Origin of the sequence: Micromonospora sp. NPDC005194 (assembly GCF_040608335.1) — a bacterium.
In the GTDB taxonomy this organism is placed as follows: Bacteria; Actinomycetota; Actinomycetes; order Mycobacteriales; family Micromonosporaceae; genus Micromonospora.
On the sequence record NZ_JBEXIA010000028.1, the window covers coordinates 14557 to 27656 of the forward strand.

A 13100-nucleotide genomic window follows, 5' to 3' on the forward strand; every position below is an offset into this window, starting at 1 on the left:
TGCCCGCGCCGGCCTCGCCGGCGGTGCGTGAAGGCGGCCACGCCGATCGCCGGAGCCTGACGGCAGTCGCCAGCAGCACGCAGAGACATCCGGCCCCGCCCGGGGCTTGATCAACCAGATCAGACCCACGGCGGGGCCGGATGGCTACACACCGGGGAGCACTTCGGGAGCGTCCGGCTCAAGCCGGGACGGGTCACGCGGGTCCGCTGGCCCTGGCATCACATCATCCAGCTGCGGACGACTTCGCCGGGATTTCGGTGACGGAGTGTAGTCGTTCATGCGCTTTCGGTGGTTCCACCCATTGCGCGCCGCGCTCTGTCTCGTTTCGCCTTTGAGTGGCGTGGATCCAGGTTCCGCGCACCGGCACCTGCTTGAGCTGAACGGGGAAAGCGATGGAATCTGTCCGGCGACGACTGTCGGTGGTATCGGTGGGGTTACTGGTGGCTGGCGCGGCCGGTCTGGGGCTGGCGCCGCCGGCGCTCGCGGCCCCGGGCGACGCCGCTGCGCGGGGCGCGGTGCTCGACCTGGTCGGAGACCCCGGCGACGAGTCGGTCCAGGCCCAGGGCACCTTCGGAAGCGTGACCGCCCCACCCGGCGGCGGTACGGACGAGGAGACGTCGGTGGACATCACCCTCTCCGATCCGGAGAACGTGGTCGCCACCGGCACGGTCGCGGAGGTCACCGCCACCCGCGGGCCGACCACGTCGTCCGCCTCGTCCCAGCTCGCCAACTTCACGCTGAGCGTCCTCGGCGTCGAGGTGCTGGACGTCTCCCAGTTGGGGGTGACCGTCCAGTGCAGCGCCGGCAACACCAGCGCCGGAGCCACCGGCGAGGATATCGCGGTCTTCGGTCAGCCGATCAGCGTCCGTGACACGGCCCAGGAGTTCACCGCGAACGTCACCGTCACCGGTCTGACCAACGCCACCTTGCGCGCCGTCGTCGACCGTCAGCTCACCGGCACGCCGAACAACTCGGTCGCGATCAACGTGCGCGCGCTGCTCTCCGTCTCCGGGCTCAATGGCGCTGAACCGGTGCAGTTCTCGCTCGGGCAGGTGATCCTCGCGGAGGCCTCCTGTCAGAGCCCGCCGGCGGTGCCGCCGACGGCGTCGGCGATCTCGCCGAATTCCGGCCCACAAGCGGGTGGTCAACCGGTGACGATCACCGGCACCGGCTTCGTGCCGAATGCCACGGCGGTGACGTTCGACGGAGTGGCGGCCACCAACGTGGTCGTGACCGCCGACGGTACGTCGTTGACGGCCGTGACACCGCCGGGAACGGTGGGCCCGGCGGCGGTGGTGGTCACCACGGCCGGTGGCTCGACGCCCGCGTTGCCGTACACCTATCTGGCCGACGGCACCGGCGCCGAGGTAACCGGTCTGACGCCGGGCGAGGGGCCGCCCGCCGGCGGTACGACGGTGACAATCACGGGTTCCGGGTTCACCGGGGCGACCGGGGTGACCTTCGCCGGGGTGGCCGGCACCGGCTTCACCGTCAACCCGGCCGGCACCACGATCACGGTGGTGACCCCGCCGAACCCGGCGGGTCCAGCGACCGTCGAGTTGGTCTTCCCGGGCGGTACCGCGAACGCCGGCACGTTCACCTACCGCGCGGTCGCGGTCGCACCGAGGATCGATTCGCTCTCCCCGGACAATGGCAGCACCGCGGGCGGCACCGTCGTGACCGTCCGGGGCAGCGGGTTCGTCCCGGGCCAGACCACGCTCGGTATCTGCGGACGGACGATCGCCGCGAGTGAGGTCACCGTCGCAGCGAACGGCCGCTCGTTGACGTTCCGCACGCCGCCGTGCGCGGCGGGCCAGGCCGAGATCCGGGTGACCACGCCGGGTGGTACGTCGAAAGAGGTCGCGTTCCACTACGAGGCAATCCTGCCGGTCACCGGCGCCTCACTCGGCATGCCCGTAGCGGCCGGCCTCACCATGCTGCTCACCGGTGCAGTGCTGCTCCTGATGACCCGCCACCGCAGGCAGAACGTCTGACCCGGCCGTGCCCCGGCGCAGATGCCGGGGCACGATCAGCACCGCACCACCTTCGGTCCGATCGTCGTCGACCTGGCGCGGGTGCTGCTGGCGGCGGAGCGGGGTGACGCCGACGAGGCGGTACGACGGCACTCGACTGTGGTGCGGCGGGAGGCGTGGCGGCGGCTGCCGGCCGAGTACCGGGGCGCGTACCTGGTGGATGCCGCGCGGGTGTACCTGGAGATGGGTGACCTGCGGGGGGCGGCACGCGCGCTGGTCGACGCGGACAGTGTCGCGCCGGCTGAGGTTCGGTGCCGGCCGTTGGCGCGTACTCTCATCGCCGATGTTGCCCGCGCGCAGCCGGCGCCGGCCGGCGTGGCGCGACTGGCGACGCTGGTCGGCCTCACCCGCTGATCAGCCTGAGCGCACCGCCCCGACCGGTTCCCCTGGCCGGCCGCAGCAGCCGAGCGACCAGGGGGTAGCTGGCGGAACCAGTCTCAGCGGTTGCCAGGTCGGGTCGATCCGGCCCCCATTGCCCGTAGGTGTGCCAGCCCTTGTGCCCAGGACTGAATGAGGGTGGTTTCGTGGTAGGCGATCTCGTGTTCCGCGCAGAACTGACGGATCAGCGGCTGGGCGTGGCGGAGGTTGGGTCGGGGCATGCTGGGGAAGAGGTGATGTTCGATCTGGTAGTTGAGCCCACCGAGTAGTGCGTCCAGGAACGGGCCGCCGCGCACGTTGCGGGAGGTGAGGACCTGTCGGCGTAGGTAGTCGAGGTTGTCGGCCTCGGTCAGGATGGGCATGCCCTTGTGGTTCGGGGCGAAGGAACTGCCCAGGTAGAGCCCGAAGAGGGCCTGGTTGATCAGGATGAACACGATCGCCTGCGGAACGCTCAGGACCAGGAACACGGCCCCGAGGTAACCGGCGAAATGCAGGACGAGCAGGCCGGCCTCCGTGCGCCGGCGCCTGAGCCCGCCGCCGCGGACGAGCGCCCGGACGCTGGCGGCGTGCAAATGCAGACCCTCCACCAGCAGCAGAGGAAAGAACAGCACCGCCTGGTGTCGGACGAACAGCGCCCGCAGGCCCCGCTGCGCCGCAGCCTGAACCGGGGTGAAGGACAGCGGAGTCACCACGAGGTCGGGGTCGCGGCCCTCGGTGTTCGGATGCGCATGGTGGCGGTTGTGCTTGTCAACCCACCACCCGTAACTGATCCCGGTCACCACGTTGGCGCACACCAGGCCGACCACGTCGTTCGCCCGGCGGGAGCGGAAGATCTGCCGATGCCCGGCGTCGTGACCGAGAAACGCCAGCTGCGCGAGGAGCACCGCGACACCGGCCGCGGTAGCCGTCTGCCACCACGACGACCCGAGCCGCACGAACAGCACGCCCAGCACTACGAGACAACCCAGCATCACCGTCACCCGCGCCGCGTAGCGGCGGGCTCGTCGGTCGAGGAGACCCGCGTTTCGGACCACGCGGGAAAGGTCGGCGTACTCACTGCCCCGGTCGCTGCGGGCGCCAAGATCCGTATCACTCAACGTCGCCGCTCCTTGTCAGCCACGCCGATCAGCTCGCCGGCTTCGCTGTCAGCCATGACCAGGCGTTCGCGCAACTTCATCGGTGGTCCGACGGGATCGAACAAGCAAACCGCCGCTGACGGCCCCAGTCTTCCTCACAGCCGCGCCTTCGCACGAGTAAATCGGCAGCTCACGATGACTGATACGCGAGCAATACCCGCCCTCGTGTAAGTCTGCCGATTGGCTGGGGGCTTCGTCCGTCGAGTCCGACAATCAGCACCGCACCAGCTTCGGTGACGTGCGTGGGGCGGCTCGGGCCCTCGTCGAGGCGGACAGTTGTCGCGCCGGCCGAGGTTCGGTGCCGGCCTCTGGCGCGTACCGTGATCGCCGTTGTCCCCCGCGCGCAGCCGGCGCCGGCCGGCGTGGCGCGACTGGCGACGCTCGTCCGCCACACCCGCTGATCGCACCGCCCTCACCCGGACCTCAGATCCACCGGGTACGCCTCGTCGCGGACTGAGCGACGAAGTCGCGATCGGGGACGGAAGTCCGACGTTGTGTGTTCGTCCGCTCACGGAGGGTCCAATCTGGAACCCGGCTCGCCGTGGGGGCGGTCGTAGACAGCGGACAGTGGAGGTTCGGATGCTGATCATCGCGGAGGAGCGGGACACCTACCCACCGAACGGTCAAATTCCCAACCTGGAGACCGACGAGAAGGCGTGCCACGACATCCTGACCCGGATCAAACCGCTGCTGCCCAGGGACCTCACGGGCGAGGTGGTCGGGGCGTTGGTGAACTGGTCGGCGAGCAAGCTGCTGCCGCACCGAAGCTTCGGGACCTGGGCCGAAGCCATCACCGCCGCGACCAGCAACGCGCGGAACGACATGGCCCTTGCCACCGACGACAGCCAACGGCAGCGTGACGAGGCTGTCGGCGGCGACGACCTGGCGAAGCTCAACGCGGCGGTGGTGAGCACGGGGCGGACCGACGACCGGCAGATCACGTTGCGCGACGAGAGCCGCAGGTGGGCGAACTGTGGAATGGCCGCGTTTCAGATTCGCGAGCAGTTGCGCGACAAGGGCGGCGAGCCCGTCCGCCTGTCCGGCCAAACCTACGGGAAGGGGAAGGGCGACGCGCTCAAGCAGGCGCTGCTCGTCCAGCCCGCCAACGCCCAGACCGTCCTGCTGCTCGACTGCCAGTTCCCGCAGGTGCACAACTTCATCATCGAGGTGCACCACGACGGGTCGCGCTACCTGGCCCAGGGTTACCAGGGCACGTACTTCGCCCACTGGTGGCTCGGAATCAACAACAGCTACTCCGGAGAGGCTCCGCCCAAGATTCTGGCCCTGCGCGAGCGGTACGGGCTGGGTCGCGCGATCAGCCGGGAGAACTACGAGAGCCTGCTCGACGGCCTGGCCGCGGCCATCTCGTCCGGCTGGCAGGAGACCGCGAATCAGTGGCAGACGTTGCCGTTCAACCCTGACCGGCAGGAGATCGACGGGATCCGCCGCCGGTCCGAGGCGCCGACGATCCTCGTCGAGGTGTTCGAGCTGCGCAAACCGGCGGTGGCTCGGGCGGCGCTCGGCGGTAACGGCGACGCGTCGCTCAGCGAGCTGGCGACCCGAGGACTGACAACCGCCTGACGCGGTGTTCCCGGTCGGCACCCAACCGGCCGGGAGCACGGAACCGCGGCGGGACCCGGAGAGAGTCCCGCCGCGCGCGCCTATGCGCCCGAGATGGCCTTGAGTGCCGTGTCGAGTGCCTGGTCGGCCGGGACGGGTACGTCGGGGACCACTCCGACGCCTTCCCAGTTGGTGCCGGTGACGCTGTTGATGGTCCGGGCGGTCGGCACGGTCACCAGGATGTGTTCGGTGACCGGGTGGCGGGCCGTCGGATGCGCGCCGCCGCGGGTCGTCTCACCGACGACGACGGCCCGACCGTGCGCCTGGAGGGTGTACGCCACGTCCTCGCCCCCGGAGAACGTCATCGCGCTGGTGAGCACAGAGACCGGGCGGTCCGCGTAGCGCGGCGCGGGAAGGTGCGCGGCAGTCCAGAACTGGCGAGTGGCGCCGGTGGACCGCTCGTAGAAGTCGTTGAGGTGCACCTGATCGTCGCGGAAGAAGTAGCTGCACCACATCGCGGCTCCCTCCGGTGCTCCGCCGGAGCACGCGCGCAGGTCCAGGATGAGCGCGGAGCTGAGGGCGACCAGTTGCATGGCCGCGCCGATCGCAGCGGCACCTTCGTCGGCGTACGCGATGCGCCGCACGTCGATCAGCCCGACGTTACCGTCCACCTGCTCGACCCGGCGGATCCCCTGGTTCTCCGCCCTGAGCAGCGCGAGGAACGCGGCCCGGCCCCCGTCCTCGTCCGCCGGATCGAGCGACTGCGGCTGGTCGGCCCAGAGCAGCCGCAGATGCTTGTCCGGGCACACCTGCTGAAGGTGAGCGGTCACCGTCTCGCAGAGCGCCGGCCCGTCCAGGTCGTCGTACTCGCCGGCCTTGAGGCGGCGCCGGATCGCGGCGTCGATGTCCGCGACCTTCGCAGGAAAGACGTACCCTGCCTCGATCCGATCCAGGGCCTGTTCGATTATCTGTTCGTTTGTGAGCACGGCGGGCCACGGTAGACCGTGAGCAGCCTCGTGACCATCGAATTCCGCGCAGCCCCGGGTGCCGAGCTTCCGAGCCGCGTCGGACTAGGAGCGCGGCAGCATGCCCACGAGCGACGTGATGATGGCGAGCCGCAGGGCTGTCCGCAGGTCGATGTGGTGGACCGCGAGCGCCGGCTCGGACTCGTACACGGCGAGCAGGCTCGGCGGCGGCGAGGTGTAGGCGGACAGCGCGCCAGCCATCAGCAAGGCGTTCAGGCAGAACAGCTCGGCCCGGTCGCCGACCTCGGGCAGGTGCCGCCGGATGAGGTCGGCCATCACCGCGAGGTTGGCCAGTGAGGCGCGCTTGTGCCGGCGGACCGCCTCGACCGAGACGTTGTGTTCGAGCACCCCGCCCTGCGCACCGAAGAGATCACAGAGCACCGTCTGGGCGGCGAGCGACCGGCTGAGCACGTCCGCCGCCTGCTCGGCCCGTTCCAGCGCGGACCCGCTCGGGTCGACGCCCTGGCCCAGCTCCTGCTCCAGCTCGGCCAGCCAGGTCGTCGTCCGGTCATCCAGCAGGTCGAGCAGCACCGCTTCGCGGGACTCGAAATAGCGCAGCACGGCCGTCTTGGCCAGGCCCACCCGCCGGCTCAGCTCGTTCAGGGTCACCTCGGCCACCGGCATCTCGTCGAGCATCGCCGAGGTCGTTTCCAGGATCGCCTGGCGCCGGACCGCGCGCTGCTCCTCGCTGCGCGCCCGCTGGAACGTCATGTCGCCAACCCTAACTTAGGTACCGCCGGTCTCTTGACAGTGTACCGGCGGTACTTTACCGTTCAGGCATAACTTACCGGCGGTACATTGGGAGCCTGAGATGAACTGGACCGAGCAGCAGATTCCGCGCCAGGACGGCCGGGTGGCCGTGGTCACCGGGGCCAACACCGGGCTGGGCTTCGAGACCGCCCGGCTGCTCGCCGAGCGCGGGGCGTCGGTCGTGCTGGCCGTACGCGACACCGAGAAGGGCAAGCGGGCCGCCGCCCGGATGAACGGCGACGTCTCCGTACAGGAACTGGATCTGACCTCGCTGGACTCCGTGCGCGCGGCCGCGGCCGACCTGCGCGCCGCCCACCCGCGGATCGACCTCCTGATCAACAACGCAGGCGTGATGTACACCCCGAAGCAGACCACCCGCGACGGCTTCGAGATGCAGTTCGGCACCAACCACCTGGGCCACTTCGCGCTCACCGGGCTGCTGCTCGACCTGCTGCTGCCCGTGCCCGGCTCCCGGGTGGTCACGGTCAGCAGCGTCGGCCACCGCATCCGCGCCGCCATCCACTTCGACGACCTGCAGTGGGAGCGCTCGTACGGCCGGGTCGCCGCCTACGGCCAGTCCAAGCTCGCCAACCTGATGTTCACCTACGAGTTGCAGCGCCGGCTCGCCCCGCACGGCACCACGGTCGCGGTGGCCGCACACCCCGGCGTCTCCAACACCGAACTGGTCCGCAACTCCCCGGCGGTCGTCCGCGCACCGATCACCTGGCTCGCCCCGGTGATCACCCAGCCCGCGACGGCCGGCGCGTTGCCCACCCTGCGGGCCGCCACCGACCCGTCCGTCCTCGGCGGGCAGTACTACGGCCCCGACGGCCTGGGCGAGGTGCGCGGCCACCCGGAGCTGGTCACCTCCAGCCCCGAGTCCTACGACCTGACCGTGCAACAACGCCTCTGGGCCGTCTCGGAAGACCTCACCGGCGTGCGGTTCCCGGTCGGCCAGGCGGCCTTCGCGGCGTGACCGTGCCACGAGGCAGGTGACCGGTCGCGGCGAGGCCCGGACGGGTCCCGCCGCGACCGTAAGCGTGAGGTCTGGCGACGTCAGCGGGGCGCGACGCTCATCCCTCGGCCGACCTGCCAGGAGGCGGCGGGCCAGGCCGTGATGAAGCCAGCGATCAGCCCGATCTGGCCGGCGAACCAGAATGTCGGGCTGTCGGGTCGCAGGGGTGGCTCCGGAAAGACCATGTGATGCGCCAGCGTCAGCCACGCGAACAGCGCCACCTCGAACGCGGTGATGGTCAGCAGTTCGAGCTTCACGACTGTGGTCAGCGCGCGCCAGATCCGTCCGACGCTGCGAGGAGGCCCCTCGAAGAGCCGAAAGAGAACGGCGATCGTCACCGCCGCCAGATAGTCGCCGGCGTAAGCGATCCACAGCCCGTTCTGGGCCGGGTCGAATCTGACGGCGTACAGGGCGACCTCGGCGACGATGAAGCCGAGAGCGCAGTGCGCGCCACAACGGGACACCTGGGTCAGGATGATGCCCCGGTGGGGCCGTCGAGGTTGATCGTCCCGCCGTCGTGGCGAGAGCGCCTCGGGCCTGCCCCATTTCCAGTAGAGGCAAACGGCTGCCGGACCGACGTAGAGGACGGTTACCAGCCAGACGATCTCCATGACCTTGACCGGCTGACGGTGCCCGTAGAGATAGGTGTCGGCGAGGACGATCGCGAAGCTGACGACGCCGACCGCGAGCGAGGCCCAGGAGAGCGCCAGGAGCCAGGTCGGCTGCATCCTCGCCCCTTCCACGCGCCGGGCGCCGGTGCCTGCCGCGGCCGATGGGGGAGGGGGCTCGCTGACTGGTGTCGACGGCCGAGGACGCCCCACAGTCTTTCACGGCGTACTCGTCCGTACCGGCCGATCGGCCGTTCGTCGTGCTGGCCGCTAGCTGGCGAAGTCGACGCTGGCGAGCGACACGTCGCGGTGCGCGGCGAGGTGTTCGGCCTGTGTGGTGATGGCGTCGCGCGTGCCGGCCGACAGTCTCTGCCAGGGTTGGACCGCGATCGTGAGCGTCCTGCCGGACTTACGGGGTCGCCAGGTGCCCACCAGGTCGCCGTCGACCAGGACGGCGCCGGGCCGACCCAGCACCGGCCACAACTCCTTGGCGTAAGCGGGGTCGGGCACCAGCGTCGCCCGGTCCCTGGCCTGGAGGAACAGGTCGAACGGGCCGAGGAGGCGGGTTGTGGTGGCGTCGGCCGACTCCAGCGCCTCCTCGTCGGCGGCCAGCAGCCACCGCGCCTCGCCGTCGACCGTCACCTCGACCACGTCGTCGGGCCAGCGCGCCTTCACGTCCTTCACGGGGGCGTCGAGATAGCCGGCCACCTGTTTCGGGGTGGCCGGGCCGAGCAGGCGAAGGTATGCGCGGACCAGGTCGAACCGGTCGACCGGGGCGGCGGCCCTCGTGAACCCGGTGATGCGGCGCAGGATCGGAGGCGAGGTGTCGAGTTGCAGCTCCAGGCCGGCACGCGCGGCGGCGAGCCGGAACGGCATCTCGTAGAGGTGTGTGGCGTCGCAGACCCGGCAGAACCGCAGGTACGGCTCGGGTAGCACCGTGGCCAGGCGGCCGGAGACGTCTCCCTTGACCGTCGGCGTGGTGACGATGGTCCGCATGCGCGCGGCCACCTCGTCGAGGGCGGCGAGGTTGTCGATGCCGGCGGCCTTCAACGGCTTGGCGGCGTCGTAGATGCGCTTGCCCGCGTCGGCATCGGAGAACGGTTCGACAGCGGCCACCACGTGGCCCACGTCGGCTCGGCGGTAGAGGTGCGGGGCGCCTCGCACCGTCCACAGCAGGACCACGTCCGCGTCGGACATCGCGGTCACGTCGACCCCACGGACAGCGAGGGCCCACCGGGCCCCGTCCGGACCGGTGTTCTGCACCCCGACGTCGAGGACGGCGGTGTCGGCGAGCGTGCCCTCGTCCCGGTCGAGCTGCTGAGCCCGGACGCGGAAGTTCATCACCTGGCGCCGATCAACCATGTCTGCACCCTAGCCACGGCGGCTCGTGCGGTGGGCCCAGGCGTGCAGCGCCCGTGCCGGAACCGCCGCGGCTCACTCCACCTGGGCGTGTCGTGATCCGGACACGTCGGCCGCGCTCGCCCTGCACGCCGACCTCACCTGCGTGGACGGTCGCCGTCGCTTCCGCCGGTCCCGACGGGGAGCCCACGCGGGTGTCCGCACGCGGCGCCCGGATGGTGCAATAGGGGAACGCTGATGGCAGCAATGACGGAGGTACCCGTGGACGGTGTGGAACTGCTTCTCGCCGCCCTGGCGCTCGGCGCGTCGACAGGCGTGGCCGACGCGACAAGCGCCGCGGTCCGCGATGCCGCCGAGAGCTTCCGGGGCCTGGTGCGTCGCCGGCTGACCGGCGAGGGCCAGGAGGCGCTGCGAGCGTTCGAGGCCGGGGGCACCGACTCGGGCGTCTGGCAGGTACACCTCGCCGACGATCTCACCCGCGCGGGCGTCGACCGCGACGAGCAGATCCTCAGCCTCGCGCGGGAGCTACTGGCGAGGGCCGAGGCGACCGGGGTGCGCACCGAGATCGGGCAGGTCGACCTGCGCGGGGCGAAGGGCGTCCAACTCGGCAGCTACAGCACCCAGCACATCACCTTCAACTGAGGCAACCGGGCAGATGGGCGGCAGCGGGCAGTCGGAGGACGACCGGTCGCGCGGCATCGACGCCCGCCACGCCCAGGGCGTCCAGTTCGGCCCCCACAGTCGCCAGTACAACACCTTCGGCCCGGTCGTACGGTCGGCGTACCTGGCGGAGGTGCACCGGATCGCCCCGGCCGACCTGCTCGACCGCGATGCCGAGCTGGCGCGGCTCGCGGCCTTCTGCACGGGTGACGGGTCGGGCGCGTACCTGCGGTGGGAGGCTGCCCCGGGCACCGGGATGACCGCGCTGCTGTCCTGGTTCGTGCTCCACCCGCCCCCGGGAGTACGGGTCGTGTCGTACTTCGTCGTCGCCGGCCGCACCGAGCGGGAGACCCGCGAGGCGTTCGTCGACGTCGTGCTGGAGCAGTTGGTCGAGCTGACCGACCGGTCCATGCCGGGCCATTTCACCTGGTCCACCCGGGAGGCGCACCTGCTGGGCCGGTACATCGACGCGGCCCAGGCGTGCGAGCGGCGGGGCGAGCGGCTGGTGCTCATCGTCGACGGCCTCGACGCCCGACGCGACGCCTCCGCTGTCGCGACGCTCCTGCCCGACCGGCTGGTCGGTGGCATGCGGGTGGTGCTCGGCACCGACCTCGGGTGGCGCGTCCCCGCCGACCTGCCACCGCGGCATCCGCTGCGGGAGCCGAACCGGCCCCACCTGCTGGCGCCGTTCGTCGGCCCCGACGAGCGCGCCCGGCGGGAGGCGGAGGACGCCCGGCGTGCCGACGAGCGGGCCCGGCGGGAGGCGCAGCGACACCAGGCCGCCGAGGAGCGCCGCACCGCGCAGCGGCAGATCGACCAGTGGCAGGCCGCCGAGGCGGAACGGGCCAGGCCGGCGGCGCGGGCGGCAGCCGTGCGGCGGGCGCTGACGTTCGTCGCCGGGTGGACGGGCCTCCTCGTCCTCGTCACCTGGTTGGCCCGGGGTTGGCCCGATCCGCGGGTCGCGGGCATCCTGAGCGCCCAGCTCGTGGCGGGTGGGCTGGCCGCCGCGATCGTGCTCGTACCGTCGGCGTTCCGGCTCGGTGCGGCGTACGCGTCGAGGCCGGCCTCGCCGGCCGCCTGGATCGATCGATCCCGGTACGGCCTGCTGATGCAGGTGATTGCCTTCCTGGTGTTCGTCGTCCTGGGCGGAGCTGGCGCGGGCGACTACCTCGACGCCCTCGACGACCGGCAACTGGAGCGGTCCGTCGGCCGGGCCGGGGCTCTGCCCTCCTTCGACGAGGTGGTGGCGTTCCTGTTCCTGCTGCTCATCGCGGTCGGCTGCGTCGCGGCCGGCCTGTACCTCGCCGCGAGAGCCGTCCGACGCTGGTCCGAACGGCACCGGGAGCGGGAACGAGCGTTTCGGGCACTCGTCGACGCGGCGGCCGCCGCTGCCGCGCGCGAAGCGTCCGCGGGAATGAGCGCCGACGTGCTGTCCCCGCGAGCGGCCGACCGGACCAAGGCGTACCAGAACATGCTGGCCCGGCTGGGGCAGCGCCGGCGTCACCCGCCCCGCTAGGTGCCGTCGTCGGCGAAGGCGCGGGGTGTGAACGGAGTCAGGAGGAGATCGGTGAGGCGCTGCGTGGCGTCCTTGTCACCGGTCAGGTCAAGCACGCCCGCGTCCACTGCCGCCGCCACGGTGATCTGGTGCCCGCAGACGGCTCGGAGGGTGTCGATGTCGGTGGTGAGTGTCGCGTCGGGTTCGGGGGTCGTGCCGCGGCGCAGCTGCACCGAGTCGTCGGCGACCTCGGCGAGGTAGGTGTCGGCGTCGATGTGGAACGCGTAGACGCCGCGGAGATCGGCCGCTCGCGCCGGATCGAACCCCGCCTTGAGGGTGAGCAGCAGGGAGTCGATGCCGAGAGCGCCCTCGGGTAGCTGCGGGGACTGGCTGCCCCAGCGGCCGAACTGCAGCAGGATGGGCTCCAGTGCGCGACCCCATTCGGTCAGCTCGTAGAGGTGGACACGCGTCGGCGGCCCCAGGTCCCGCCGTCGCACCACGCCGTGCTCGGTCAGCTCGCGCAGCCGCTGGCTCAGCACGTTCGGGCTGACCCCGGGGAGCCCGCCGAGCAGGTCGTTGAAACGCCGGGGGCCGAGCAGCTGCTCGACACCCCCGTGGCGCGGCGCCTGCTCGTGGCGCGACTGGCCCGGTTCGCCTACACCAGCAGGGACGGGTCGCCACGGCTGATCCCGGTGAACTTCCTGTGGACCGGCGACGAGCTGGTCGTCGGCGCGTTCGCCGGCACGTACAAGATCCGCGACCTGCGTGCCCGGCCGGACGTGGCGATCTGCATCGACACCGCCGACGGGCTACCCGAGGTGCTCATGCTGCGCGGGAAGGTCACCCTGACGGAGGTCGAGGGCGTCCTGCCGGAGTACGCCGTCATCCAGCGCGCGGGGATGGGCGACGAGGTGGGCGACGCCTACCTGACGGCGATCGACAAGCCGGGCCTCCGGATGGTCCGGATCGGCCTGCGCCCGACGTGGGTCGGAGTCGTCGACTTCCAGGAGCGCTTTCCCGACCGGACACCGGAACCCGTCCGAGCCGCGCTCGGCGGCGGTCGCTGACCAGCATCAACGCA

The 13100-nt window shown here is 71.2% G+C and carries 13 protein-coding genes; 7 read left to right on the forward strand and 6 right to left on the reverse strand.

Annotated elements, in window-relative coordinates; translation table 11 throughout:
* Positions 1-428 precede the first annotated feature (428 nt).
* Together ABZU53_RS22300 and ABZU53_RS22305 are read left to right on the forward strand one after the other, a co-directional pair.
* On the forward strand, positions 429-1994 hold the full coding sequence (locus tag ABZU53_RS22300; protein ID WP_355067240.1) for an IPT/TIG domain-containing protein: 1566 nt from the start codon (positions 429-431) through the stop codon (positions 1992-1994).
* A gap of 21 nt (positions 1995-2015) precedes the next feature.
* Entirely contained in the window at positions 2016-2387 is a 372-nt protein-coding gene (locus ABZU53_RS22305) for a hypothetical protein (protein ID WP_354860735.1), read from the forward strand.
* Positions 2388-2470: 83 nt separating this feature from the next.
* Here the strand turns inward: ABZU53_RS22305 and ABZU53_RS22310 are convergent, their stop codons facing one another.
* Positions 2471-3508: an acyl-CoA desaturase gene (locus tag ABZU53_RS22310; protein ID WP_355067241.1), complete on the reverse strand. Its 1038-nt coding sequence runs from the start codon at positions 3506-3508 to the stop codon at positions 2471-2473.
* Positions 3509-4126: 618 nt separating this feature from the next.
* Between ABZU53_RS22310 and ABZU53_RS22315 the strand changes: the two genes are divergently transcribed.
* Complete coding sequence (locus ABZU53_RS22315) at positions 4127-5128, forward strand: hypothetical protein (protein ID WP_355067242.1); 1002 nt, start codon at positions 4127-4129, stop codon at positions 5126-5128.
* A gap of 80 nt (positions 5129-5208) precedes the next feature.
* On the opposite strand, the gene ABZU53_RS22320 is transcribed toward ABZU53_RS22315, so the two are convergent.
* A complete protein-coding gene (locus tag ABZU53_RS22320; protein ID WP_355067243.1) occupies positions 5209-6093 on the reverse strand; it encodes a S41 family peptidase in 885 nt (294 codons plus the stop codon).
* 84 nt (positions 6094-6177) lie between these two features.
* The gene (locus ABZU53_RS22325; RefSeq protein ID WP_355067244.1) at positions 6178-6843 is read right to left on the reverse strand and encodes a TetR family transcriptional regulator; all 666 of its coding nucleotides are present in this window, start codon (positions 6841-6843) and stop codon (positions 6178-6180) included.
* 100 nt (positions 6844-6943) lie between these two features.
* On the opposite strand from ABZU53_RS22325, the gene ABZU53_RS22330 reads away from it, so the two are divergent.
* Positions 6944-7858, forward strand: a complete 915-nt coding sequence (locus tag ABZU53_RS22330) for an SDR family NAD(P)-dependent oxidoreductase (protein WP_355067245.1) — start codon at positions 6944-6946, stop codon at positions 7856-7858.
* Positions 7859-7938: 80 nt separating this feature from the next.
* Here ABZU53_RS22330 and ABZU53_RS22335 read toward each other — a convergent pair whose 3' ends face one another.
* Together ABZU53_RS22335 and ABZU53_RS22340 are read right to left on the reverse strand one after the other, a co-directional pair.
* On the reverse strand, positions 7939-8625 hold the full coding sequence (locus ABZU53_RS22335; protein WP_355067246.1) for a DUF4396 domain-containing protein: 687 nt from the start codon (positions 8623-8625) through the stop codon (positions 7939-7941).
* Positions 8626-8775: 150 nt separating this feature from the next.
* Positions 8776-9867 carry a winged helix DNA-binding domain-containing protein gene (locus ABZU53_RS22340; protein WP_355067247.1) on the reverse strand — a complete coding sequence of 364 codons (1092 nt, stop codon included), beginning with the start codon at positions 9865-9867 and terminating at the stop codon, positions 8776-8778.
* A gap of 243 nt (positions 9868-10110) precedes the next feature.
* On the opposite strand from ABZU53_RS22340, the gene ABZU53_RS22345 reads away from it, so the two are divergent.
* A complete protein-coding gene (locus tag ABZU53_RS22345) occupies positions 10111-10506 on the forward strand; it encodes a hypothetical protein (RefSeq protein ID WP_355067248.1) in 396 nt (131 codons plus the stop codon).
* A gap of 13 nt (positions 10507-10519) precedes the next feature.
* On the forward strand, positions 10520-12040 hold the full coding sequence (locus ABZU53_RS22350) for a hypothetical protein (RefSeq protein ID WP_355067249.1): 1521 nt from the start codon (positions 10520-10522) through the stop codon (positions 12038-12040).
* Here the strand turns inward: ABZU53_RS22350 and ABZU53_RS22355 are convergent.
* Entirely contained in the window at positions 12037-12618 is a 582-nt protein-coding gene (locus ABZU53_RS22355; RefSeq protein WP_355067278.1) for a winged helix-turn-helix transcriptional regulator, read from the reverse strand. The genes ABZU53_RS22350 and ABZU53_RS22355 overlap by 4 nt on opposite strands.
* A gap of 15 nt (positions 12619-12633) precedes the next feature.
* Between ABZU53_RS22355 and ABZU53_RS22360 the strand changes: the two genes are divergently transcribed.
* Positions 12634-13086, forward strand: coding sequence for a pyridoxamine 5'-phosphate oxidase family protein (locus ABZU53_RS22360; protein WP_355067250.1), 453 nt, complete (start codon positions 12634-12636; stop codon positions 13084-13086).
* Positions 13087-13100: the final 14 nt, after the last annotated feature.